This is a genomic window from Prochlorococcus marinus (assembly GCF_001180245.1).
In the GTDB taxonomy this organism is placed as follows: domain Bacteria; phylum Cyanobacteriota; class Cyanobacteriia; order PCC-6307; family Cyanobiaceae; genus Prochlorococcus_A; species Prochlorococcus_A marinus_F.
In genome coordinates this window covers 54,450-77,608 of sequence record NZ_CVSV01000037.1, presented here as the reverse complement: position 1 = coordinate 77,608, position 23,159 = coordinate 54,450, and the positions used below count along the sequence as shown (strand labels likewise).

The following is a 23,159-nucleotide window of genomic DNA, read 5'->3' as shown; positions in this document are numbered from 1 at the left end:
TTTTTATTATTTAAGTATTTTCTTTTCTAAAACGCTCAAATCCTTAAAGCTTTCAGAATTTCTACATAATTCTTCAAAAGAACCTGAATGCGAAATCTCACCTCCGTTAAATTCAAAAATAATATCTGCATTAATTACGGTAGACAACCTATGTGCAATTATTATTAATGTACAATTATTCCCTTTTAAATCTATAGACTCCATTACTTTAGATTCTGTTTTATTGTCCAGAGAACTAGTAGCTTCATCCATTATTAATAATTTTGATTCCCTATAAAAGGCTCTTGCTATTGCTAATCTTTGCCTTTGACCGCCTGAAAGAGCAATACCATTTTCTCCAATAATAGTTTCTAATCCTCTTGGTAATTTAGAAATTAATTCAGTTAGTTTTGCTGAATCGATAGCCTTTTTTACTTTAGGTAAGTCAATATCATCTCTATCTTGCGCGAAGGCAATATTTTCAAGAATTGTGGTGTTATTTAAATAAAAAGATTGAGGCACATAGCTGCAGTGAGCTTGCCAATTAGTAACATCCTTACTTTTAAGAATGTTGTTATCTAAATATAAATGACCCATATTGGGTTTTAATAATTGAAGTAGTAAGTTTACGGTAGTAGTTTTTCCACTCCCTGTTGCTCCAACGAATGCAACTTTTGAACCAACATTAATATCAAATGATAAATTTTTTATTACATCTAATTCTGTCTCAGGGTATTTATAATAAACGTTTTTAAATGAAATTTTCTTTTTGGGATATATAAAATTTTTATCAAAGGAAGGCTTTTTGATTTGATTAAATTGATTATTATTCGATAATTTTATCAACTTTACTGTTTCCTCTAAATCTGGAATGCCACCCCTTATAGAGTTGTAGGCCCTGAAAGTATCTTGCAAAGGAGGAGTAAGTTTAAGAGAGGCTGCAGCGATTGTTGCTAAGAAAGGTATTATTTCAGAGATTTGATTGATATCATTGATTGTAAAATATGGAAATATACCAATAATAAAAATTAAAGAAATACCAAATGGTTCAACCAGAGCTCTTGGTATTTCTGGCAAAGTTTCACTTTTTTCTATAGTTGGTATCAAATCTCTACCTTTCTTTTTATATCTTTTAAAAAAATATTTTTGTGAATTGCTTAATTTTACGTCAATTATTGATCTGATAGCTTCATTTAAAATTCCATTAGATGTAATCTCTAAATCAATCCTTTTTCTATTTGAGATCCTAATCTTAGGTATTATATAAAGTGAAATAGAAAGATAACCAATTAATAATCCCAAAATCAGGAAAAAAGCAGTTGATTTTGCAATTACTAATACAGTTATTGAAATGAATGCGATTATAAAACCCCCACTTACTACTTGAAGTACTGGTAAAACTACAATGTCTGAAACTTTATTGATATTTAATAAAACTGAGGCTGAAAGGTCAGTCTTATTATTTGCAAGAAAGAAATCGTATTCTTGAGAAAGTAAGTTTTTAAGTGCTTGATCCGAAAGATCTCTCCAAATAGTGGCTTTTAATCTGAATTGTTTAGCCTTTAAGATAATCTTGATAATAGATGAAAACCAATTTGATAAGATAAAAGCACTTATAAGAATTAAAATTTTATATTTTGGTTCAAAATCAAATACGTTACTTAATAAATTTATTGAGGGATTAGGCTTGCCTATTATGAAATTAAATAACCTTGCTAATAAAAAAATTACTATTAATTCCGATATTCCTGCGATTATAGAAATTGGTATGAGATAAAAAAGTTGTGTTCTCCTTTCTTTTGGAAGGAAGTAAAGCACTTCCTTCAGATATCTTAATGTCTTACTTTTTTTCATTATTTAATGTTCGCATAATCAATAAATTTTAAATTTAATTCTTAGACAGTTTATTTATTGTTTATCAAATTTGATTTTTAATAGTTTTCTTATTTTTAGGTCGTTTTGGTTTAGCCATTTTGCAGAATTTGATTTAATTTTTGATTATTCATTCTTTAGCTTCTACAACATAAAAATTAAAAATTGCAGTTTATAAAATATTAAAGAAAGAGGTTTAATTAGTTTGAAAATAAATCTAAAAACCAATCAAAAAAAACGTACTTATAAAGTTGAAAAAATATTAAAAAAATTTTTTAATTTTATAAAAGTTTTGATAATTTAAATATTTCTCTTTTTTTCAAAATTAACGCTTCCTGCAGGATTCGAACCTGCGGCCCACTGCTTAGAAGGCAGTTGCTCTATCCAGCTGAGCTAAGGAAGCATCAATCTATTATATCGAACCCCACATACCTAAACAAAATAAGTAAACCTTTTTAAAAAAATTGAAAGTTAATCTCTATTTTATTCTCTTTCAACAAAAAATCACATAAAATATAGTGTGTGGCATTTTTACTCTTGACCAAAAGACTTACTGAGAAACAAAAAGAAGAAATGGTTAGAAGTTTTAAATCTGGTATGGCTTTTGATGTTTTGTCTCAAAATTATTCTTGCACTAAATCTACAATCATAAGAAACCTAAAAAAGAATCTTGGAGAAAAAAAATATAAGGAATTAGTCAATAAAAATAATTCTCTTAAAGGAAAAAATAAAAAGGGCACAAATTTAACTAATAATCTTTTGAATTCAAATCTCGATGATAAAACTTCTAAGAAAGCTACTGAAAATGTACAAACTTTGGGGGAAAATAGAAATGATTCAAAGTTCCTTTCTTTCGAATCTTTTTTCGAGATTCCTCCCTTAGATTATGAAATAGAAAATGCGCCCCGAAAAGAATTATCCTCGGTTCCTATTTCAGAGGTTGATTTCCCAAAAGTTGTTTATATGGTTGTAGATAAAAAAATTGAGTTAGAAATTAAATTGTTAAAAGATTTCCCAGAATGGGATTTCTTACCTCATGATGACCTAAGCAGAAAAACTATTGAAATATTTTTTGATTTAAAGCTTGCTAAAAGATCTTGCAATAAAGAACAAAAGGTACTGAAAGTTCCTAATACAGATGTTTTTAGAATCGCAGCACCTGTTCTGCTTGAGAAGGGCATTTCAAGAATTGTTTGTGCTGAAAATTTAATAGCTCTCTGATCAATTTTTAATCTTTATTTGTATTGAGAAGGAGTAAGCTTCCTAAAATAGAACCTAATAAAAAACTTGAGCCGACGATAAAACTAATAGGAAGCTCAATAGTTTCGTCGAGTAATAAGTCTACTTTACTTTTGCTTGAACTATTTTGTATTCCAATAAATAGTGCTAAAAATAAACAACAGTTGAAAATTCCTGATAAGAATAATTTTTTAAATATGAAGCTCATTTAAATTAATCTTTTAGTCTTAAATAATATTATATATTTCGCTCTTTTTAAATCCATTTTTCTTTGCTAGGTATTTAGAAGCTGCTGATAAGCTTAATCCTGCTTTTATTAAATCATTTAGATCTTTTTTTATAATTAATTTATCATGATTAAAATCTCTTTTCTTGTTTATCCCTTTTAAAACAATTGTTATTTCACCAATAACATCCTTATCTCTAAAGTACTCTATAACTTCATTAATATTATTACCGACATGTTCTTCAAATTTCTTTGTTAATTCTCTTGAAACCGTGATCTCTCTATCCCCTCCACAAAAATCAAATAACTCTTCTAATAATTTTTTTAGCCGCTTAGGTGATTCATAAATTATTGTCGTTTTTTGATTTTTGCTAATTTCTAAAAGAATTTTATCTCTATCGATTTTCTTTTTAGGAAGAAAGCCTTCAAATATAAAACTAGAAGAGGGTAAACCACTTGAAACAAGCGCTGTTATCGCGGCACATGCGCCGGGAACACAAATTACATCGATTCCTTCGGATTTTACGCACCTAGCAATATCTTCCCCTGGATCGCAAATTCCTGGCATGCCAGCATCACTCACAATTGCGATGGATTTTCCTTCTTTTAGTTCATTAACTATTTTTGGAATTTTAATTGAAGAATTATGTTTATTAAAACTTATGAGTTTATTTGAGATATTGAACTTGCTTATTATTTTTTTTGTTTGTCTTGTATCTTCACAAGCAATTAAAGAAACGTTAGCTAAAATATTTAATGCTCTTTGTGATAGATCATTTAAATTTCCAATTGGGGTGCCAACCATATATAAAATACCGTTTTCCGGTTCCTCCTTTCTATGTGATAATGAGTAAATATTATTCATTAAATGATTAAGTTGCCTTCTGGTATAGATATTAATAATCTTATCGATGATGTAAGATTTTTCAGCTGGGAAGCCGCAGATATTTTGCTTTATTACTCTAATTTGTTAGAAAATTCAGATGATAAAACAAATATACTTAAAAATAATAATGAAGATGATCCTGTTACTTTGGCTGATTTGAAAGTCAATGAGTTGATTATTAAAAGAATAAATGAAAAATATAAAAATATTAACTGGGATATTTTGAGCGAAGAAAATGTAAAAAGTTCTTCAGAAATTTTTAATAGTAAGAATGATTGGATGTGGGTTCTTGATCCTCTTGATGGAACGAAAGATTTTATACAAGGGACAGGTGATTATGCAATGCATTTGGCATTAAACTTCAAACAAAAACCTTTTATTGGTTTTGTTTTGATTCCAAATAAAAATCAATTATGGATAGCAGATGGAGAAAAAACTTGGTGTGAAAAAAGAGATGGATCAAAATACGAACCAAATCTCTTTAATAAAAACAATCTCCAAGAAATGACTTTAGTGACAAGTAAAAATCATGGAAATAAAGTTTTGAAAAACTTAATAAAAAAAATAAATTTTAGCAAAGTTAAAATAATGGGAAGCATTGGTTGCAAGATAGCATCAATATTAAGGGGAGAGAGTGATATTTACATCTGTCTAAGTTTACCTGGGAAAAGTTCTCCGAAAGACTGGGATTTCGCTGCGCCAGAATCTATTCTGAAAGCAGCTGGTGGAGCAATTACAAATTTAGATAATCAAGAACTTACTTATGGGAAAGCTAGTTTACAACATGGGGGTGTAATAGTCGCAACAAGTAGTATGAATAATCACGGAAGTATTTGTCGCGAAATAAAGAAAATTATTGAGAAGGAAGATATTTATTCTATTTGATCTTTAGTTGAGTGGAGCAACTGGAGTTGGGGTTGGTTCTGGGTAGGACATTCCATTATTTTGTCCAACACCTCTCAAGGTAAGATTGATTCTCCCTCTGCTGTCAATTTCTCTTACTCTTACAGTCACTTCATCTCCTTGTCTGACTACATCTTCGACTCTCTCAACTCTAGCTTCAGATAATTGAGAAATGTGAACCATCCCTTCTTTGCCTGGCAATATTTCTACAAAAGCACCTATGGGTATTATTCTTGTTACTACTCCAGAAAAGATCTCACCTTCATGAACCTTGCGCGTTAATCCTTCTATTATCTTTTGAGCTTCTTCTGCAGCAGCTCCGTCATGAGAAGCAATAGTGACAATCCCACCATCTTCTATATCTATTTTTGTATTAGTTCTTTCAGTGATTCCTTTAATAGTTCTTCCACCGGGTCCAATAACTGTTCCTATAAGCTCAGGATCAATTCTAAAGCTTAATAGTCTGGGGGCATGAGGAGAAAGTGATTCTTGAGGCTTGTCTATTGCTGCTTGCATCTTTTCTAAAATATGTAATCTTGCAGGACGAGCTTTTTTAATCGCATCTGAAATAATAGAGACTGGTAAACCTGTAATTTTCATATCCATTTGTAAAGCTGTTATACCCTTATCGGTACCTGCAACTTTAAAATCCATATCTCCAAGAAAGTCTTCAATGCCTTGAATATCTGTAAGAATCCTTACTTCTTTACCTTCCTTGATTAAGCCCATGGCAGTACCACTTACAAGAGCTTTGAGAGGAACCCCTGCATCCAATAATGAAAGCGTGCTCCCACATACAGAACCCATTGAAGTTGATCCGTTAGAGCTTAAAACTTCACTAACTACCCTAAGCACATAAGGAAATGTTTCTTTGCCAGGCAATACAGGAATTATTGCTCTCTCGGCTAATGCTCCATGGCCAATTTCTCTTCTTCCAGGAGTTCTCATCGGTCTTGTTTCTCCCACTGAATATGGAGGGAAATTATAGTGATGGAGATAAGTTTTTTCTGTACTTGGATTTAGGTCGTCCATTTCTTGAGCATCACTAGGAGTACCTAACGTAGTTGTAGATAATACTTGAGTTAAACCTCTTTGAAATAAAGCCGATCCATGGACTCTTTTTGGAAGAATTCCGGCAGAAGCAGATATTTTCCTAACTTCGTCGAGATCTCTTCCATCAACTCTTTTCCCATCATTAATGATTTGCGACCTCATCAATTTCTTGGTGAGTTTTTTAAAATCAACACTTAATAACTTATCGTTTTCTGATAAAAGAACTTTTAATTGGTTGTCCTCTTTCAAAGATTCGATTTTGCCTTGAGTATCAACTTTTATTTTTTCAAGTTCAAGATCTCTTTCTTCCTTTGAAAGATCAAATTTCTTTAAAACTAACTCAATCGGTTTTGTGCAATTTTTCTCTAAATAAGAGGGTAATGTTTTATCTTCTTCAGGCTCAGATGGTTTAATCTGTTTTATTCCTAAATCTTTTAATAAATCTTCTTGCGATTTAATAAGTTCAGTAACTGCTTCATAACCAAAATCTATAGCCTCGATCGTATCTTGCTCCGATAACTGGTTAGCACCTGCCTCAATCATGACAATGCCTTCAGATGAACCTGCAACAACAATGTCTAAATCTCCTCTTTCTATTTCTCTATAACTTGGATTTAAGATGAAATCATCTCCTATTAGACCAACTCTAACTGCAGCCATTGGCCCATAAAATGGAATCTCTCCAAGCAAAGTCGCTATTGAAGCCCCAGTAACGGCTAAAACATCTGCGGGAACTCTTTCATCAAGAGAAAGACAAGAGGCAACAATTTGTATTTCATCTCTCATCCATGATGGGAAAAGTGGCCTCATTGGCCTGTCAATCAATCTTGCTATTAAAGTCGCTCTTTCTGGAGGGCGACCTTCTCTCCTCATAAAACCACCAGGAATTCTTCCGGCAGCATATAGTTTCTCCTCGTAGTCACATATTAGAGGTAGAAAGTCTGAAGCATCTTTTTTTGTAGTTTTTGTTGCTGTAACTAATAGAGAGGTGTCACCGCACTCAATCATTACTGATCCATTTGCTTGAGGAGCATATAGTCCTGTAGTTAGTCGTATCTCTCGTCCGTCAAACGTGATCGACTTATTTTGTCCTTCCACTTTTTAAACTATTAATCTATACATGATTTATTCTTACATTTTATAGGGACATATTGAGTAAATTATTTAGATAAACTATAAAAATTCTTAAATTTGTTCCAAAAATGAATTTTAGTTTATTTAATTTTTTATCTTACGGTAGAGAATAATGATAGAAAAACTTACTTGTATTACCAACTTGATTTAACTACTCCAGGGAGCTCACCATTATGAGCTCTTTGTCTTAACTGATTCCTGCAAAGACCAAAGTCTCTGTAGACTCCTCTTGGTTTGCCAGTTGCCCAACATCTATTCCTAACTCTGTTTGGGGCTGAGTTTCTAGGCAGACCCTGTATCTTTCTATGTATTTCTAGTCTTTCCATTGGATCTTTTGCAGCGTTGAATTCATCTAATAATGATTTTCTTTTTGCAGCATATTTCAATACAAGCTTTTTGCGTTTGACTTCTCTCGCAATCATGGACTTTTTAGCCATCTAATAGAATTCTTTAAACTGAATATTATTTTAACAGCTTGGATAACAATTTTAAAAATTTATTTATTGGTTTAATAATCTTTGTACGATTAAAAGTTGACTAGTATCCCTTATGATTAGAAGCACGCTAAGTCCAACTAAAAGAAAGAAACTTGATTGAGTAACAACCATTTGTACCTTGACCGGGACTGGTTTTCCTCTAAAACCTTCAATCAAAGTAAAAACAAGTTGTCCCCCATCCAATAATGGTAAGGGTAAAGAATTGAGAACTGCCAAATTTATAGAAATTAGTGCGGCAAATAATAATATTCCAGTTCCTCCTTGTTGTGATAGTTGAGCACCAATTTCAACAATTTTGACGGGCCCACTTAATTGTTGAGCTGTTGAGGAGAAATTTGTAATTAATCCTTTATAACCTTGTATGGTTTTTACCAAAAGTGATGAAAACTCATTATTGGTGTATTTAAAAAGTTCGAATATATTTTTTGTCTTTTTCGTCTCTTTTTTTATATTTGGTTGTAATTGAGCTCCTATTGTACCCTTCCCATCTATGTTTTTTGGGACCAAAGTTAAATCTTTCAGAACACCATCTCTATCAATCGTTAGCGATATTGGGTTCTCTGATGCATTTTGGATGTCTTTTACTAAAGCAGAAACAGCTTGATCACCAACTCCTAAAGTATTGTTTTCAATTTTTAAGATTTTATCCCCTGCTTGTAATCCAGCAATAGAAGCAGCCTTCTCTGGCTGAGTAGCTAAAACTAAAATACCAGGCTCTGGATCAAATGGGATTCCAATAGTAGTTACATTTACGATCAAGATACTATAAGCAAGAATTAAGTTAGCAAATACGCCAGCGGATATTACAATTACTCTTTGGATAACTGGCCTATTTTTTAAAAGATTTGGATCTTTAGGGTCAATATTATTTATCTCTTCATCAGGGAAGGAGACAAAGCCCCCTAATGGAAAGGCTCTAAGTGAATAAGTTATGTTTTTATATCTTTTCTGAATTATTGATGGTCCAAAACCAATTGAAAATCCATCAACATATATACCTTGCAAAATTGCCGCAAGAAAATGTCCCATCTCATGAAAAAAAATGAGAAATCCCAGAACTGTAATTGAGGTTATAACGTTCATTTAGATATATTAAGCAGTTTTTAAAATATTTGATCCAAAATATGGAACTAGAGCATCTGGAATTTTTACGCTCCCATCTTTTTGTTGGCCATTCTCAAGAATAGCAGCCATAGTTCTTCCAATCGCAAGCCCACTACCATTTAAGGTGTGAAGATATGTATTTTTTTTATCAATTTTTGCTCTTATAGATGATCTGCGGGCTTGAAAGTCTAGACAATTGCTACAACTTGAAATTTCCCTATAACATTTACTACTTGGTAGCCAGACTTCAAGATCAAAAGTTCTGCTTGAAGAAAAACCTAAGTCCCCAGTACAAATATCAACTAATCTGTAAGGTAGATTGAGTTTTTTTAAAATACTTTCTGCATCTAAAGTGATCTTTTTATGAGCTTCAATAGATCTACTTGGATCACAAAACCAATATAGTTCAACTTTATTAAATTGATGAAGTCTTATTAAACCTTTTGTATCCCTTCCATAACTTCCAGCTTCTCTTCTAAAACATGGGCTATATGCAACATACTTAAGGGGTAATTGTTTGGAATCAATGATATCATTTCTGTGAAAAGCGGTTAGTGGAACTTCAGCAGTGGGAGAAAGCCACAGATCGTCATTAGAACACTTAAAACTTTCATTTGAAAATTTAGGTAATTGACCAGATCCGGTAAGACTTTCTGAATTCACTAAAGCTGGAGGCATTAACTCTAAATAACCATTGCTAGTATGCATGTCGAGCATGAAATTTATTAATGCTCTCTCTAATCTGGCCCCATTACCAATAAGTGTAATAAAACGACTTTTTGATATTTTAGTTGATTTGACAGTTTCAAAAAGATTAAGACTTTCGCCTATTTCCCAGTGAGATTTAAGATTTTCTGTTACTAACGGTTCGCCCCAAGTTTTTACTTGGACATTATGACTTTCATCTTTTCCAATAGGAGCATCTTTGCTAGGTAAATTTGGTAAATTACAAATTTTATTATATATATTTTTATCTAAGGTTCTTTTTTTCTCCTCAAATTCTGAAATTTTAGTTCTGTATTCATTTCCTTTTTTCTTTAAAATATTCACTTCTGGGGAATCATTGTTTTTAGATTTGCTGATTTCTTGACCGATCAATTTACTTAACTTTTTACTCTCCGATTGGAGGCTAGATATTTCTATATCAATTTCTTTTTTTTGAAGAGTTAATTCATGAATTTGGGAAATATTAAAGACTTTTCCTCTGAGGGATAAACTTTCTTCGATTGAAGTTGGATTTTCTCTTATAGATTTTTGATCTAACACTATTTTTTTTTATACCTTATTAAAATAGTTAATCTAAATTCATTATTAGGGATTTTTGACTAAAAATTAACTAAATTAATGATTCCTAACTTACGGAATATGTTTAAACAAAATTTTCTTGTTAAGACGCAGATCTAGCCCTCCCTGTAGATGACCATTCTTTTAATAAATTAATTTGCTCTTTAGCTGTTCTTGATAAGGGAACTAGTTCAGAAACTGCCTTTATTAAATCTTTCTCCATAAGTTCTCTATTTTCAGAGAATGAAATATGCATACCCTCTATTACTGCTTGTTCAAGTTCTGCTCCTGAGAATCCATCTGTTCTATCGATGATAGTAGATAGAGGAAAACTATAACTTGGTCTTCTTTTTTTTAAGTGCAAATCCAGAATACTTAATCTTTCTTCAGAATTTGGTAAATCAAGAAAAAATATCTCATCAAACCTACCTTTCCTTAATAATTCAGCAGGAAGCTTATCTATGGCATTAGCGGTAGCTATCACAAATACGGCGGATTCTTTCTCAGCCATCCAAGTTAGCAAACTTGCCAAAACTCTCTGACTTGTCCCTCCATCACTTCTGGCATCGCCACCAAAGCCCTTATCAATTTCATCGATCCAAAGGATACAAGGAGACATGGCCTCAGCTCTTAATATTGCTTCTCTTGTTCTTGCCTCGCTTGAACCAACAAGGCTAGAAAATAGTCTTCCAACATCTAACCTAAGTAGCGGCATCGACCAACTCTTAGAAATTGATTTTGCCGTGAGAGATTTACCTGTTCCTTGAGCTCCAACGAGTAAGACTCCCTTGGGAATAGGTAATCCATAATCTCTAGCTTCTTTAGAAAAGGCCCTATATCTTTGATTAAGCCAAACTTTTAAAACACTTAAACCACCTATATCATCTTGACTTGATTTCGCATCGAAAAATTCTAAAATTTCACTTCTTGCGATCACTTGTTTTTTCTCTTCAAGAATATCTTTAATATCTTCTTTACTTATTTTTCCTCTTTGAGCAAGGGCCTTTGCAGTGACTTGTTTTACTTTTATTTCGGTAAGTCCACTTGAAGCTATAGAAAGTTCGTTTAAGTCTTGTTCCTCTAAATTTGAGTTGGTATTGATAGCAATTTTTTTTAATAGATTTTTCAATTCTTTTTGATCAGGTAAAGGTAAATTTATAATTGCCATTAATTCATCTAACTCTTCTGATGATGGAAATAAATGAGAACTTATAATTAAATTGTGACTAGTTTTCTTAAGCGCTGAAGATAGCTCTTTAATAGTTCTGTTAATAGATGGATCGTCATAAAATTTATGAAAATCTTTAACTAGTAAAACTATTGAAACTTCAGAACTTTGTTCTTTAAGCCAATTAAGTACTCCTAAAGGGTTGTTAGAAAACTTACCTTCTTCATTTATTAACCCTTTTATACCGCTAACACAATCCCAAGAAACGAATCTTTTTATATTTAGTCTTTCACAAGTGAAATTTACTAACTTTTCTAATCTTTCTTCTTCTTTAGTTCTGATCCAAATTAATGAGGTTCTTGATTTTATTAGTAATTCTAAATTTCTACACCAAGAATTCATTATTTAAGAAGTTAGACTATTTTTTACTATTAGGTTCGAAAGGTAATCTTTTATCTGAGATAGTTGAAGCAGAAGTTGTTATTACTTCATTTTTTGACAATAATTGTTGATCCAAAATTTTCTGTAAATTTTCAGGAAGATCTTCTTTATTAAGCAAAAAAGTCTGAAATGCCTGGAATATATTAGCAACAACCATATAAAGTAAAACTCCAGCTGGTAGAGGGAAAAACAGAAACATTCCTGTAATCATGATCGGTGTAATTTTGTTTGCTGTTGATTGCTGTGGATTTGCAGGCATCCCCTGACTAGATAAAACTTGAGAAAGGAGTAGGGTTAATCCAAAGGCACCTACAAGTGCCGCAATATCCCAGTTAATTGACCCATCTACATAAAACCCAACTTGACCAAGAGCTTTAATAAAAAGAAAACCACTTTTAGCCGCTAAGCCAGGGATTTTTGCCTCGACTGTTGCATCACCCGGTTTAATTGCTGTTACTGTACCGTCTTGGGAAATTTTAAGATTTTCGGTTCCCTTAGAGACCTTCCATGTTGGTAGAAATTTTGATCCATTGTCGTATTTAGATAAAACTTCCGTATAACTATTGCCGTTTGTTGTTTGTAAATTTATTTTGACGGATTCTTCTGTTCCTAATTTTGTTCCATTAGGAATTGTTGCTATTACAGGAAAATGCGATTTTTCTGTAATAAAGATAGAGTGCCTTGGAGATTTGTAAGGTTTCGGATCAATAGCTGCTATTTGATCCTGTGGAACGACTTTAAGGTTAATGTTATATGGGACATCAGCAAATGGTGAACCTCTTAAGGTCGCAAACAATGCAAACAGCACAGGCATTTGTACAATCAGTGGAAGGCAACCTGCTAAAGGACTACCGAACTCATTCATTAGTTTCCCAAGTTCTTCTTGTTGTTTCTTTGGATCACCTGAAAACTTAGATTTTATTTCTGCTTGCCTTTTTTGCATTACTGGTTGCGCAATCTTCATCCTTCTAGCGCTTCTGATAGAACCAGCGCTTAAAGGAAAAAGTGCAATTCTAATTACGACTGTCAATGCAACAATCGCTAAACCGTAACTAGGTACTAAACCGTAGAAAAAATCTAGAATCGGGATAAGTAATTTTTCAGAAATGAACCCTATCACGATATTAAAAAGAGTGAAATTTTATTAGACATTTTATTTTACAGGAAAATAAGGTTTTTGTAAGTAATTTATTTAGGATTTAGTAGCAAAACCCTCTACCTCGTTGAGATTTGGGATTTGTGATCTTTTATTTATATTTTCTTCAATAAATTTTTGCTTTTCTCTGAATAAAGGTAATGATTTCATTTCAACCTTAGATCCGTCATTAAGGATAAGAACCATATCACCATATGAGCCGAATCCCCTAGGAATAGATCTGATTTCTTCTATGTTACTTAATGAAACTTGCGTTTTGCTTTTCCCAAACCATCCTCCATCTATAGTAATTCTTTTGTTTGTAATTTTATACCTCAACCACAATGCTCTTACTATTGCGGCAAAGGTAAATGGTAATCCAAGAATAGTTATACCTGCAAGAAGGTTTATTATTAAATCACCTTTTGCGGGACCTCCTTCATAAAAGGTTTCTTCATTTATGTTAATCATTTGATTAGACGAGATTTGAACAATAAGTTTTGAAAATCTTCCAAAAGTCTGCTTTGGTCATAGCAGAAATCTCCAAATTTAAGGTTAACAAGTAACCAATATGGTTTGTGGTTGTTTATTTTTTGAATGTTTTTCAATAACCACTCTTGAAGGATTCTTCTTAATTTATTTCTTTCAACAGCTTTTTTTGAGACTTTTTTACTAATAGCTATTGATACTCTAAGTTTGTTTGAAGTATTTGTGAGTTTATGGGTTAAAAGAATTGCCGGATTTGATCTTGCAACTTTAAATGTCATCAAATTTCCATAATAAATTGTGGAATTTTTATGAATATAATTAAAAGTCCTATGACCTTTTAAACGCATATCCTTAGGTAAGGCCATTTAAATTAGAAGTTATACAGCTATTCTTTCTCTACCTTTTTGTCTTCTGCTTTTTATGACTCTTCTACCAGTATGAGAACGCATTCTTACTCTAAAACCTGATACACGTTTTCTTTTTCTTGAAGTTCCGCCAAAAGTTCTTTTAGTCATTTGTTTAATTATCCTTATTTAATTTATCATTTAATCGATCACTATAGTCCAGCTTCCTAAATAATTTGAAAATGATTTTCCTTTGGGTTGCCCATATGAATGAAATTGATATAGACCTGATTTTTTGGGATTAAAGACTTTTAGGACAATTGCATAACTATCTTTATTTGAAGAAATTGGACTGTAGGGGTAAATATCTATTGAACGTAAACCTGATTCATCAGTATTAATTTCGAGATCAGCTGGAATATCTTCTAAACATTTTGTTCTATTCTCAAAACCCCCAATTCTTACCTTGCAAATATTTATTTTTTCACTTTTTAAAGTGGATTTAAAAGTTTTTGGGATTGCTAGATTAATTTTCAAAAGATCACTTTTTCGATCAGCTGGCCTCAAGAAAAAATAAATTGTATTTCTAAATTTCCTTTTATCTTCTTTTTGAAACCACTTTAATCTTCTATACGCAGAGTCTTGGTTCCACTGAAATTCCAACCCTGCTTTAGCATCTTGAATTTTATAAAAAAGAGTTGAAACTAAAACTGTTGGGATAACTAGAAGTCTTAAAATTTTAAAATTCATTGTAAGTTTCTTTGTGATTTTTAGCTTTAAGAGAATGGAATTTAAAGAATGAGTTCGTGCTATTCAAATTTAAAGCAAAAAAATAATTTCACTAAGACTAACATCTATCTGTCCTTAATTTTGCAGCGCCTTTTAAATAAGGGTGCTTTATTGCATAATTTGGTGGCAATAAAACTTGGGCCATTATTCTTATACAAAAATCAACATCATCAGATACAAACATTTGTTGGCAGTCTAAAAAGGCAACTGAATCAAGTCCATTGAATTTCCTTGCAATTGAAGCGGGGAAACATGCATTTAAATCTTTTGTCGCTGTGAATGTAATGGATAATATGTTCTTCTTGATTAAATTGTTTCGTGAAATTAATTCATCAATTAATTCCACTACGGCAACTTCTATTTCCCTAACTGAATTTCCAGATGCTGTTGTAGCACCACGAATAAATGTAATTTTATAATCATCTTTCATTTTTTTATACATATCGATTTATGGCTTGTATAACCAAAGTACTTTATTAGATGAGTCAAACTCAAAAAAGATATTTTTGATAATTTTCTCAATTACTCTACTTCCAGGAATTAGTCCAAGTATTTTTTTCTTCTTCTTCCCAAATGTTAAGGGCTGAATTTTAGGATCAATGTTAACCATTTCTGCAGCTAGCTCCCTGGCAACAAATTCATCTCCAACCTTATCAACAAGTCCAAGTTCGAGTGCTTGCGTTCCAGTGAAAATTCTTCCATCAGCAAATTTTCTTACTTCTTCAACAGGTAAATTCCTTCCTTCAGCAACAGCTTCAGTAAATTGTGTATAACTTTCATCTATAAGACCTTGGAGAAGACCTCTACCTTCCTCAGTTAGAGGTTTATCTGGAGAAAGTATGTCTTTAAATACACCGCTTTTAACAGTCTCAAATTTAATGCCGATTTTATCTAATAATTCAGAAAAGTTATTTCCTCTTATAATCACACCAATTGAACCTGTAATTGTCCCTGGATTAGCAACTATTTTGTCAGATGCAACACCAATGTAAACACCACCTGATGCTGAGATGTTCCCAAAACTAGCAATGACTTTACATCCTTTGTCTTTTAGTCTTTTAATAGCAGAGTATATTTCTTGGCTATCACCAACAGTACCCCCTGGAGAATCAATTCTCACGATTAAAGCAGGAAATTCTCTATCCTCAATTTGTTTAAGAGCTTTAAGGACTGAAACTCTTGTTGAACTAGTAATAGGCTCATCAATTACTATACGAGCTATTCTTTTTTTTGACTTTCGTCTAAAAGGCCAAATCATTCTTTTAAGGTAAATTCATAAAACTACTTTAAAAAGACTATCAGCAGACCTAATGAATTCAATCCTAAATTGGTTTTTAATGATACTCCCTTTCGCACTTTGGGGTACTTCAATGGCGGCAATGACTCCTTTAGTATCTAGTGCTGGGCCAGAGTTTGTAGCTTCTTTAAGATTACTTCCTGCTGGGATTCTTGTTCTTATAACAACATATTTGTTTAAAAGAGACTTGAAAATTTATAAGTGCGATTTGAAGTGGTTTTTTGTTTTTACGATTGTAGATGCCACTTTTTTTCAGTTGTTTTTAACTTATGGTATTGAAAAAACTGGAGCAGGTTTAGGTTCTGTCTTGATTGATTCTCAACCGCTTTTGGTAGCTATATTAGCGAGAGCGATTTTTGGGAATTTAATTAACCCAATAGGATGGTTAGGATTACTTTTTGGCTTAGGAGGAATAGTATTTTTAGGAGTTCCACAAGAATTTTTAGGGAATTGGTGGTTGATGTCTGATAAGTCTATAAATGATGTTGCTTTTAACTTTGGAGAACTTTGGATGCTTGCAGCTTCTCTCGCTATGGCATTAGGAACAATTTTAATTAGATTCACTTGTACTAAAAGTGATCCAGTGGCAGTTACAGGTTGGCATATGGTTTTAGGGAGTTTGCCCTTAATTATCAAGCACTGCTCACAATCAAATTTCACAATAATTCCAGATTGGTCAATATTTGATTGGGGACTTATGTCATTTGCAAGTATTTTTGGAGGAGCAATAGCGTATGGATTGTTTTTCTACTTTGCTAATAATAAAGAAATAACTGGATTTAGCACTCTTGCATTTTTAACACCTGTATTTGCTCTTCTAAGTGGAGGTGTTTGGTTAGATGAAAGACTCACTTTTGTGCAGTGGATAGGAGTGGTATTTGTTCTTATCTCAGTATTTTTTGTTAGCCAGAGAAAGAGTTTATGGGAAAATAAATTTACTGATACTACTATTTAATTAGTTATTTTTTGTAAAAAGTTTAATAATGCGAATAGTTTTAATTAGTACTCCAATAGGGTTCTTAGGGAGTGGTAAAGGTGGTGGAGTTGAATTAACTTTAAATTCTTTAGTTTCAGGTTTAATTTCTTTAGGTCATTCTGTTGATGTTGTAGCTCCGAAAAATTCTGAGTTACATGAAAGTAATGTAAAAGCAAAATTACATTTTGTGGAAGGTAAAGATCAAATTAGTTGGCAGCATCAAAATTATAATTCTCCCGTTATTATCCCAGATAATTCTCTTTTGGCAGGAATGCTTGAGAAGGGAATAGATATAGCTAAAAATGCAGATGTATTGTTGAACATGTCCTATGATTGGTTACCTATCTGGATGACTCTAAACTTAGAGATACCCATTGCACATATTATTAGTATGGGCTCTGAAAGTTCAGTAATTAGTAATTTAATCTCTAAGGTATATGCGAAATATCCAAATAATTTTGCTTTTCATTCAAAAATGCAGGCTAGTGATTATCCATTCATAAAAAAACCAACAATTATTGGGAATGGGTTTAATTTAGATAATTATATTTTTCAAGATTCAGTAAATGGACCCTTGGCATGGGTTGGAAGAGTGGCTCCTGAGAAAGGTTTGGAGGATGCAGTTTATGTGGCAAATCAACTTGGTGAAAAATTAAAAGTTTGGGGATTTATAGAAGATGAGATATATGCCTCAAAGATAGAAAAATCATTCCCTCATGGAGCTATAGATTGGATGGGGTTTTTATCGACCGATCTATTACAAAAAGAACTTGGTAAATGCAGAGGATTGCTAAATACTCCAAAATGGAATGAGGCCTATGGGAACGTTATTGTTGAAGCTTTAGCATGTGGAGTGCCTGTTGTAGCTTATAAAAGGGGAGGACCTAGTGAAATTATTCAGCATGGCCAAACAGGTTATCTTGCTGATCCTGACGATAAAAAAAATATGCTTTCTTTTGTAGAGATTATTGAAAAAATAAAGCGTCATAAATGTAGAGAATGGGTAGAAAAAAATGCCTCCGCAGATATATTTGCTAACAAGGTTGTGAACTGGCTTAATAAGGTAATGCATGAATATAAATAATATTAAATGATGCTTATTAACTCAAAAAAAAGGCTTATAACCTTATTGATAGTTTTAATTTGTGGGATCATTATATTTATTTTAGGTTTAGGCACTACAGGATTGGTGGACGAAACTCCCCCTTTATTTGCTGCTGCAGCACGGGCAATGAGTGAATCTGGTGATTGGTTAACTCCAAAAGTCAATGGAATATTCCGTTTTGATAAGCCTCCACTGATTTATTGGCTAATGGGGTTTTTTTACTCATTACCGAAAAACGAGATTTGGGATAGTTTCGGGACTCTCTCAGCAAGACTCCCTTCAGCTTTGGCATCATTATTTTTAATGTTGATGATTGGAGATACATTGTTTTGTTGGCCACAGAAGAGTGATAGGCAATTCCTCACTCCAATAGTTGCATCATTAGGCTTTGCTCTTTCTCCATTAATAATTATTTGGAGTAGAACTGCCGTGAGTGATGCCCTTTTAACTGGAACCTTGGGGATTAGCCTGCTTTTGTTTTGGAGAAGAATGGCAAGTGAAAATAATGATCAATGTATTTCAGCTTGGGTATTTTTAGGTTTTGCAATTTTAGTCAAAGGACCTGTTGCATTTGTTTTGGCATTATTGACTATTACGTCTTTCTTATTTTGTCAGAAGAATTGGAAAACGTTGCTCAGTAAGATAAACCTTAAAAAAGGTATTTTAATAACAACATTAATAAGTGTTCCATGGTACTTTTTAGAACTTCTAAAAGAGGGAAAGCCTTTTTGGGACAATTTTTTTGGTTACCATAATTTTCAAAGATATACCTCAGTTGTAAATAATCATGCAGAACCATTATGGTTTTTTCTTTACATAATGATATTGGGATCATTACCATTCACTCCTTTTTTGTATCATGGGATATTTAAAACCTTTAATGATTTCTCTAAAAGTTCAAAAGAAAGTTGCAATGTCACTGAAACCCTTTATACATATTCCCTATGTTGGTTAATATCAGTTTTAATCTTCTTTAGCCTTTCTGCAACGAAACTACCTAGTTATTGGTTACCAGCAATTCCGGCGGCAGCATTATTAACAAGTAATAGCTTTATAAGCTTAAAAAATATAAATAAAAGTTATTTATATTTCTGGATTTTTAATATTTTAATTTTGTTTGGCTTCTCAATAGCATTCTTTTTTTCGAATATTTGGTTAAGTTCAATTAATGATCCCGAAATGCCTAATCTTGCATCCGAACTTATAAGCTCTGGGATTATTTTCAAAGCTAAATTGTTCTTCTCTTCATTTACCCTTCTTGCAATAATCTTATTTTCTTTAAAATCTAGAAATATCCTTCTTTATCTCCAAATTTTACTTTTAATTGGACAATCTTATTTGATGTCGCCAATTAGAAAATTAGCAGATACTTCAAGGCAATTACCTTTAAGGAATATCTCAAAATTAATTTTAGATAATCGCGAGGGAAGGGAAACTTTAGCAATGATCGGGATAAGAAAACCTTCATTACACTATTATTCAAGACAAATAGTTTTTTATGAACCAAACACTGAAGAGGGATTAATTAATTTGTCAGAAAGGCTAAATAGTGATCGGAGAAAAAATTATGAGGATCAACCCGATTATGAATACCAATCACTATTGGTAGTAATAGATGATTACTCTACCCGAGGACAGCAATGGTCAAAAATAAATCATCAAAAATTGGGCAAATTTGGGATTTATAATTTATGGAGAATTCAAAAAAGTGATTTAAATAAGTACTCGAGATTATTAGTTAAAACTGGTTATAAATCTGATTGGGAAAATAGAAAAGTTGAAAAATTTTAACAAAGTCTTTTTTTAAGAAGAGCATTTCTTAAATCATCAATGCTGCATTTGCTTGGGATATCTATTTTATTTAAATCTTCCATTAATTCGAGATCTATTACAGAATCTTCGGCTAAAAAACTAAAAACTTCATTAATGCTTATTCCCATATCTTGAGCCATCTCTGAGATAAGCCTTAAAGTGTCCCTTCTCACAGAAATCCTTAGATCTAAAGGGATATATTCATTTTCAGGGTTTGCTGACTTCATAACATAAATCTTAAGACATTATTTAGTTATCAGGATATAATCTTTACAATATTCATTAATCATGCTCTAAAAAAACTATCATTCAAGTTGTTTGAATAAATAAATTCATAAATATTTTTAATAGAGGAATTGTAATTATTGAAATTAAGGTTGTGGTAAAAAGAATTTTTGAAGCTATTTTTTGGTTTACACTATAGGCCTCTGCCATTAATATTGTGGAAATTGCCGTTGGTGTTGCTCCCTGAAGAATTACTGCAGATGATTGATAGAAGTTAAAATTTAAGAATTTGCACACTAAAAAAATAATAAACGGAAGAATAAATAACTTAAATAAAATTGAAAATTTAATTTCTTCATTTAATTCTAAAATCCTCTCATTTTGATTTGTGATTATTCCAAGTCTTGTTCCCACAACTATTATTGCCAATGCAATAACTATTCTTGCAGGAATCCAAAGATAATTGCCTAAAATTTCATCTACCTGCAAAAGATATGCAAGAAGTACACCAATAATCCCTCTTGATGCGGGACTATTTATTAATGCATTTAATAATCCTTTGATGTTTGGGATGTTATTGCTGTTGGATTTTTCTTGAAGAAATAAAGGTCCAAATATCCAAGCGAAAAGTGTTGTTCCTAAATCAAATCCAATAGTGAAATTTATAGTTGTTGAAGGTAGTAGAGCTAGCGCAATTGGTATTCCAAGAAAAGATGTATTACCTATTAGGCTTGCTAACTGTAATGTGTAATTTGGAAGCCTCTTCTTAAATATTGGGATTGTATTTATTGAAGTTATTAAAAATCCAATTACTGAGAATGCTAAAAATGCACTCTTAATTAGGTTTATATCTATACCTTCCTTTAATAGGAGACCCATTACACTTAATGGAATACCAAATCTTATTAGAGGTCTTGCAATATATTTTGAAATCTTTGGATTTTTTTTTCCCAAAAGAAGACCAAAGATTAAAAAAGGAATAATATTTATAAAAAGTGAGTAAATGGTATTAATTAAATATCTATTAAAGCAATCTTAACTCGGTGTAGTACAGTCAAAAAGCTTTTATTGCTAATTGAGAATTTAAATTATTTTCCAGATTGCTTTGTCAGGTATTAGAGGAGATTTATATAAATTTTCTGGTTCTTTAGTCAAAACTCTCCATGTAGGAACTCGACAAGTTACATAAGCAGGACTTTCTATCAAAACTCCTGGGTTCTCATCAAAAGTACATGTAAAACCTTCTTTCCAATATCCACCATTGTTAATGCTTCCTTTAAACCAAACCCAGCATTTCGAAGTTTTCAAGATCAGTAAATTTTTTGTTTTATATTAATCAATATTTAAGTAATAAATTTAATATTTATCAACTTTAAAAAATTTTTACTAATTTTTATTTTTTGAAAAATATATTTTTGAGATTAATATCAATAAATTTAAGATCAGTGTGATTAAATTTGCAATTAATATTGGTGTAGAAGAAATTTTATAACCGTAAATAATCCAAGACAAAACACCGATAATAAACATTATTAATGTTGTTAAAGAAACATCATCTGCCTTTTTTGTTTTTAAAGTTTTTATTAATTGAGGTAGGAATGCTGCTGTTGTTAAAATTGCTGCAAAATATCCAAATAAATCTACATTCATAAAAATATTTTAAAAACTATTCTTTAATTAAATCATTCAAAAATCCCAAGGGCTCCCTCATGTTTGATGAATATCCAAGCACTTCGTTTGAAAAAAATTTATAAATAATTTGATTTTTATTATCCAATAGGAAAGAAGCCCCTCTTTGAGGAAGGTATTCTTCATTAAGAATATAATCATTCCAATTTTGAATTATTTCATTCATATTATTTAATCTAAATGTTGCTAATTCAAATGGTCTCAAATAACCATCACCGAAAACCTTCTTAAAAGAATTACCTGAAAATTTTAAAAATTTTAAGACATCAATTTTGTCTGATTCAGAATAGATTTGCTTTGCTTTGCTGTCGCCGGTATAACCTCTAATAACTTCTTGGATTGTTCTAAAAGAATTTATCCCTGATAACATCAAAAGCATATTGATCCAACCTCCTAAACCAATATCTAATCCCCTTGAGACTTTTAAATTATTGTGAATTTGATTATCAGAAACAACTATTAAATCTTCTTCGTGAAAGCCAGTAAATTTACAGAATTTTTCTTTCCCATTTTGGTTACCAATAGCAATTGCAAATATATCTAAATTTTTATCTTGATTTTGATCGATAAAACTTTTCAAATTTATTGCATATTCAAAGCTATCAAAATCTCCCAATAAACCAAATAAAATAATTAATTTGAATTTTTTATGCCCATTAAAGTTGAATTCTTCAATAAGATTTTTTAAATCATTCTGAAATTTGTCAGTCACGATGGTTTGAATTTTTTATAAATTATTCTCAAAAAATTTTTCTTACCTTGATTAGTATAAAATTTTACATGAAAAAGTTTTTAAAGAAATTAATTTAACGTTTTTAGATTTTATTATTTTAATGTAAACATTTTGAAGTTATGACTGTAGGAATTTATTACGCAACTACAACTGGAAAAACTGAAGACGTAGCTGATCGTCTTCACAATTTTATCTCTTCAGCAGAAGCACCTAAAGATGTATCTGATGTGGATGATCTTTCAGAATTTGAAGGTCTTGACGGAATTATCTGCGGGATACCTACTTGGAATACTGGTGCCGAGGAAGAAAGATCTGGAACTGCATGGGATTCAATCTTAGAGGATATTGGTGAACTAAGTTTATCAGGAAAAAAAGTTGCAATTTTTGGTTTAGGAGATTCTTCTACATATACAGAAAACTATTGTGATGCAATGGAAGAACTTCATAGCTACTTCACAAAAGCAGGCGCCGAAATGGTCGGTTATGTAGATAAATCTTCTTATACATTTGATGAGTCTAAAAGTGTTATTGGAGAAAGCTTTTGTGGATTACCTCTTGATGAAGATAGTGAATCTGATTTGACCGATTCGCGTCTTGAAACATGGGCTTCTCAGCTTAAAGGTGAAATCCCTTCATTGGCGTAAGCTTTCTAAGATATAACTTCCCTAGCTTGTAACATTTGTTCTTTCACAATATGTTTTTTTTACATAAGTAATTAAATCTGTAAAGAACATGTAAAAACAATAGCGATAAGCAATATGCTCAATTTGCTGTTTACT

The 23,159-nt window shown here is 31.7% G+C and carries 26 protein-coding genes and 1 tRNA gene; 6 read left to right on the top strand and 21 right to left on the bottom strand.

The annotated features are described in order from the left end of the window. Window positions 1-6 precede the first annotated feature (6 nt). Entirely contained in the window at window positions 7-1,833 is a 1,827-nt protein-coding gene (locus AMO19_RS01030; RefSeq protein WP_257008922.1) for an ABC transporter ATP-binding protein, read from the bottom strand. Window positions 1,834-2,180: 347 nt separating this feature from the next. Further along, window positions 2,181-2,254: transfer RNA gene (locus tag AMO19_RS01025), tRNA-Arg, on the bottom strand. 134 nt (window positions 2,255-2,388) lie between these two features. Between AMO19_RS01025 and AMO19_RS01020 the strand changes: the two genes are divergently transcribed. Continuing rightward, window positions 2,389-3,072: a hypothetical protein gene (locus AMO19_RS01020; protein WP_075506963.1), complete on the top strand. Its 684-nt coding sequence runs from the start codon at window positions 2,389-2,391 to the stop codon at window positions 3,070-3,072. 7 nt (window positions 3,073-3,079) lie between these two features. On the opposite strand, the gene AMO19_RS01015 is transcribed toward AMO19_RS01020, so the two are convergent. Further along, window positions 3,080-3,298: a hypothetical protein gene (locus tag AMO19_RS01015; protein ID WP_075506962.1), complete on the bottom strand. Its 219-nt coding sequence runs from the start codon at window positions 3,296-3,298 to the stop codon at window positions 3,080-3,082. A gap of 19 nt (window positions 3,299-3,317) precedes the next feature. Then, on the bottom strand, window positions 3,318-4,181 hold the full coding sequence (gene rsmI / locus AMO19_RS01010; RefSeq protein ID WP_075506961.1) for a 16S rRNA (cytidine(1402)-2'-O)-methyltransferase: 864 nt from the start codon (window positions 4,179-4,181) through the stop codon (window positions 3,318-3,320). 3 nt (window positions 4,182-4,184) lie between these two features. Between rsmI and AMO19_RS01005 the strand changes: the two genes are divergently transcribed. After that, window positions 4,185-5,087, top strand: a complete 903-nt coding sequence (locus AMO19_RS01005; RefSeq protein WP_075506960.1) for a 3'(2'),5'-bisphosphate nucleotidase CysQ — start codon at window positions 4,185-4,187, stop codon at window positions 5,085-5,087. Window positions 5,088-5,090: 3 nt separating this feature from the next. On the opposite strand, the gene AMO19_RS01000 is transcribed toward AMO19_RS01005, so the two are convergent. The 12 genes from AMO19_RS01000 to sppA all read right to left on the bottom strand — a co-directional run bounded on the left by AMO19_RS01000 (window position 5,091) and on the right by sppA (window position 15,801). Continuing rightward, complete coding sequence (locus AMO19_RS01000; RefSeq protein ID WP_075506959.1) at window positions 5,091-7,256, bottom strand: polyribonucleotide nucleotidyltransferase; 2,166 nt, start codon at window positions 7,254-7,256, stop codon at window positions 5,091-5,093. 170 nt (window positions 7,257-7,426) lie between these two features. Next, on the bottom strand, window positions 7,427-7,729 hold the full coding sequence (rpsN, locus tag AMO19_RS00995) for a 30S ribosomal protein S14 (RefSeq protein WP_025881917.1): 303 nt from the start codon (window positions 7,727-7,729) through the stop codon (window positions 7,427-7,429). Between the two features lie 63 nt (window positions 7,730-7,792). Beyond that, the gene (gene rseP, locus AMO19_RS00990; RefSeq protein WP_075506958.1) at window positions 7,793-8,872 is read right to left on the bottom strand and encodes an RIP metalloprotease RseP; all 1,080 of its coding nucleotides are present in this window, start codon (window positions 8,870-8,872) and stop codon (window positions 7,793-7,795) included. 9 nt (window positions 8,873-8,881) lie between these two features. Beyond that, entirely contained in the window at window positions 8,882-10,159 is a 1,278-nt protein-coding gene (gene serS / locus AMO19_RS00985) for a serine--tRNA ligase (RefSeq protein ID WP_075506957.1), read from the bottom strand. A gap of 121 nt (window positions 10,160-10,280) precedes the next feature. After that, window positions 10,281-11,747: an AAA family ATPase gene (locus tag AMO19_RS00980; protein WP_075506956.1), complete on the bottom strand. Its 1,467-nt coding sequence runs from the start codon at window positions 11,745-11,747 to the stop codon at window positions 10,281-10,283. A gap of 16 nt (window positions 11,748-11,763) precedes the next feature. Further along, complete coding sequence (gene yidC, locus AMO19_RS00975; protein ID WP_075506955.1) at window positions 11,764-12,906, bottom strand: membrane protein insertase YidC; 1,143 nt, start codon at window positions 12,904-12,906, stop codon at window positions 11,764-11,766. 72 nt (window positions 12,907-12,978) lie between these two features. Further along, entirely contained in the window at window positions 12,979-13,392 is a 414-nt protein-coding gene (locus tag AMO19_RS00970) for a PH domain-containing protein (RefSeq protein ID WP_075506954.1), read from the bottom strand. Further along, window positions 13,389-13,775, bottom strand: a complete 387-nt coding sequence (locus AMO19_RS00965; RefSeq protein ID WP_075506953.1) for a ribonuclease P protein component — start codon at window positions 13,773-13,775, stop codon at window positions 13,389-13,391. The genes AMO19_RS00970 and AMO19_RS00965 overlap by 4 nt, the downstream gene beginning before the upstream one ends. 12 nt (window positions 13,776-13,787) lie before the next feature. Further along, entirely contained in the window at window positions 13,788-13,925 is a 138-nt protein-coding gene (gene rpmH / locus AMO19_RS00960) for a 50S ribosomal protein L34 (RefSeq protein WP_002808184.1), read from the bottom strand. A 30-nt stretch (window positions 13,926-13,955) separates the two neighbouring features. Further along, the gene (locus AMO19_RS00955) at window positions 13,956-14,504 is read right to left on the bottom strand and encodes a DUF2808 domain-containing protein (protein WP_075506952.1); all 549 of its coding nucleotides are present in this window, start codon (window positions 14,502-14,504) and stop codon (window positions 13,956-13,958) included. A 97-nt stretch (window positions 14,505-14,601) separates the two neighbouring features. Continuing rightward, complete coding sequence (aroH, locus tag AMO19_RS00950) at window positions 14,602-14,985, bottom strand: chorismate mutase (protein WP_082302688.1); 384 nt, start codon at window positions 14,983-14,985, stop codon at window positions 14,602-14,604. Window positions 14,986-14,991: 6 nt separating this feature from the next. After that, on the bottom strand, window positions 14,992-15,801 hold the full coding sequence (gene sppA, locus AMO19_RS00945; RefSeq protein ID WP_075506951.1) for a signal peptide peptidase SppA: 810 nt from the start codon (window positions 15,799-15,801) through the stop codon (window positions 14,992-14,994). Window positions 15,802-15,853: 52 nt separating this feature from the next. On the opposite strand from sppA, the gene AMO19_RS00940 reads away from it, so the two are divergent. Genes AMO19_RS00940 through AMO19_RS00930 form a run of 3 tightly spaced genes read left to right on the top strand, consistent with a single transcriptional unit; the run spans window position 15,854 to window position 19,712 of the window. Next, window positions 15,854-16,795 carry a DMT family transporter gene (locus tag AMO19_RS00940; protein ID WP_075506950.1) on the top strand — a complete coding sequence of 314 codons (942 nt, stop codon included), beginning with the start codon at window positions 15,854-15,856 and terminating at the stop codon, window positions 16,793-16,795. Between the two features lie 28 nt (window positions 16,796-16,823). Next, entirely contained in the window at window positions 16,824-17,900 is a 1,077-nt protein-coding gene (locus tag AMO19_RS00935; protein WP_075506949.1) for a glycosyltransferase family 4 protein, read from the top strand. Window positions 17,901-17,906: 6 nt separating this feature from the next. Next, a complete protein-coding gene (locus tag AMO19_RS00930; RefSeq protein ID WP_075506948.1) occupies window positions 17,907-19,712 on the top strand; it encodes an ArnT family glycosyltransferase in 1,806 nt (601 codons plus the stop codon). Here the strand turns inward: AMO19_RS00930 and AMO19_RS00925 are convergent. The 5 genes from AMO19_RS00925 to AMO19_RS00905 all read right to left on the bottom strand — a co-directional run bounded on the left by AMO19_RS00925 (window position 19,709) and on the right by AMO19_RS00905 (window position 22,359). Next, window positions 19,709-19,960: a CopG family transcriptional regulator gene (locus AMO19_RS00925; RefSeq protein ID WP_075506947.1), complete on the bottom strand. Its 252-nt coding sequence runs from the start codon at window positions 19,958-19,960 to the stop codon at window positions 19,709-19,711. The two genes, AMO19_RS00930 and AMO19_RS00925, sit on opposite strands and share 4 nt — an antisense overlap. An 82-nt stretch (window positions 19,961-20,042) precedes the next feature. Next, on the bottom strand, window positions 20,043-20,837 hold the full coding sequence (locus tag AMO19_RS00920; protein WP_075507006.1) for an AEC family transporter: 795 nt from the start codon (window positions 20,835-20,837) through the stop codon (window positions 20,043-20,045). A 204-nt stretch (window positions 20,838-21,041) separates the two neighbouring features. After that, a complete protein-coding gene (locus tag AMO19_RS00915) occupies window positions 21,042-21,266 on the bottom strand; it encodes a hypothetical protein (RefSeq protein ID WP_075506946.1) in 225 nt (74 codons plus the stop codon). Between the two features lie 78 nt (window positions 21,267-21,344). Continuing rightward, complete coding sequence (locus tag AMO19_RS00910; protein ID WP_075506945.1) at window positions 21,345-21,608, bottom strand: SemiSWEET family sugar transporter; 264 nt, start codon at window positions 21,606-21,608, stop codon at window positions 21,345-21,347. Window positions 21,609-21,624: 16 nt separating this feature from the next. Next, window positions 21,625-22,359 (bottom strand): AhpC/TSA family protein, encoded by a 735-nt coding sequence (locus tag AMO19_RS00905; RefSeq protein WP_075506944.1) that lies wholly within the window; start codon window positions 22,357-22,359, stop codon window positions 21,625-21,627. Between the two features lie 140 nt (window positions 22,360-22,499). Here AMO19_RS00905 and fldA point away from each other — a divergent pair, with 140 nt between their 5' ends. After that, window positions 22,500-23,024: a flavodoxin FldA gene (gene fldA / locus AMO19_RS00900; protein ID WP_075506943.1), complete on the top strand. Its 525-nt coding sequence runs from the start codon at window positions 22,500-22,502 to the stop codon at window positions 23,022-23,024. Window positions 23,025-23,159: the final 135 nt, after the last annotated feature.

What these genes read in the sequence shown, in the direction of transcription:
- AMO19_RS01030 (WP_257008922.1), bottom strand. Translation starts at nt 1,833, where the DNA reads ATGAAAAAAAGTAAGACATTAAGATATCTGAAGGAAGTGCTTTACTTC.
- AMO19_RS01015 (WP_075506962.1), bottom strand. Translation starts at nt 3,298, where the DNA reads ATGAGCTTCATATTTAAAAAATTATTCTTATCAGGAATTTTCAACTGT.
- rsmI (WP_075506961.1), bottom strand. Translation starts at nt 4,181, where the DNA reads ATGAATAATATTTACTCATTATCACATAGAAAGGAGGAACCGGAAAAC.
- AMO19_RS01005 (WP_075506960.1), top strand. Translation starts at nt 4,185, where the DNA reads ATGATTAAGTTGCCTTCTGGTATAGATATTAATAATCTTATCGATGAT.
- rpsN (WP_025881917.1), bottom strand. Translation starts at nt 7,729, where the DNA reads ATGGCTAAAAAGTCCATGATTGCGAGAGAAGTCAAACGCAAAAAGCTT.
- rseP (WP_075506958.1), bottom strand. Translation starts at nt 8,872, where the DNA reads ATGAACGTTATAACCTCAATTACAGTTCTGGGATTTCTCATTTTTTTT.
- AMO19_RS00980 (WP_075506956.1), bottom strand. Translation starts at nt 11,747, where the DNA reads ATGAATTCTTGGTGTAGAAATTTAGAATTACTAATAAAATCAAGAACC.
- AMO19_RS00970 (WP_075506954.1), bottom strand. Translation starts at nt 13,392, where the DNA reads ATGATTAACATAAATGAAGAAACCTTTTATGAAGGAGGTCCCGCAAAA.
- AMO19_RS00965 (WP_075506953.1), bottom strand. Translation starts at nt 13,775, where the DNA reads ATGGCCTTACCTAAGGATATGCGTTTAAAAGGTCATAGGACTTTTAAT.
- rpmH (WP_002808184.1), bottom strand. Translation starts at nt 13,925, where the DNA reads ATGACTAAAAGAACTTTTGGCGGAACTTCAAGAAAAAGAAAACGTGTA.
- AMO19_RS00955 (WP_075506952.1), bottom strand. Translation starts at nt 14,504, where the DNA reads ATGAATTTTAAAATTTTAAGACTTCTAGTTATCCCAACAGTTTTAGTT.
- aroH (WP_082302688.1), bottom strand. Translation starts at nt 14,985, where the DNA reads ATGTATAAAAAAATGAAAGATGATTATAAAATTACATTTATTCGTGGT.
- sppA (WP_075506951.1), bottom strand. Translation starts at nt 15,801, where the DNA reads ATGATTTGGCCTTTTAGACGAAAGTCAAAAAAAAGAATAGCTCGTATA.
- AMO19_RS00940 (WP_075506950.1), top strand. Translation starts at nt 15,854, where the DNA reads ATGAATTCAATCCTAAATTGGTTTTTAATGATACTCCCTTTCGCACTT.
- AMO19_RS00935 (WP_075506949.1), top strand. Translation starts at nt 16,824, where the DNA reads ATGCGAATAGTTTTAATTAGTACTCCAATAGGGTTCTTAGGGAGTGGT.
- AMO19_RS00930 (WP_075506948.1), top strand. Translation starts at nt 17,907, where the DNA reads ATGATGCTTATTAACTCAAAAAAAAGGCTTATAACCTTATTGATAGTT.
- AMO19_RS00925 (WP_075506947.1), bottom strand. Translation starts at nt 19,960, where the DNA reads ATGAAGTCAGCAAACCCTGAAAATGAATATATCCCTTTAGATCTAAGG.
- AMO19_RS00920 (WP_075507006.1), bottom strand. Translation starts at nt 20,837, where the DNA reads ATGGGTCTCCTATTAAAGGAAGGTATAGATATAAACCTAATTAAGAGT.
- AMO19_RS00910 (WP_075506945.1), bottom strand. Translation starts at nt 21,608, where the DNA reads ATGAATGTAGATTTATTTGGATATTTTGCAGCAATTTTAACAACAGCA.
- fldA (WP_075506943.1), top strand. Translation starts at nt 22,500, where the DNA reads ATGACTGTAGGAATTTATTACGCAACTACAACTGGAAAAACTGAAGAC.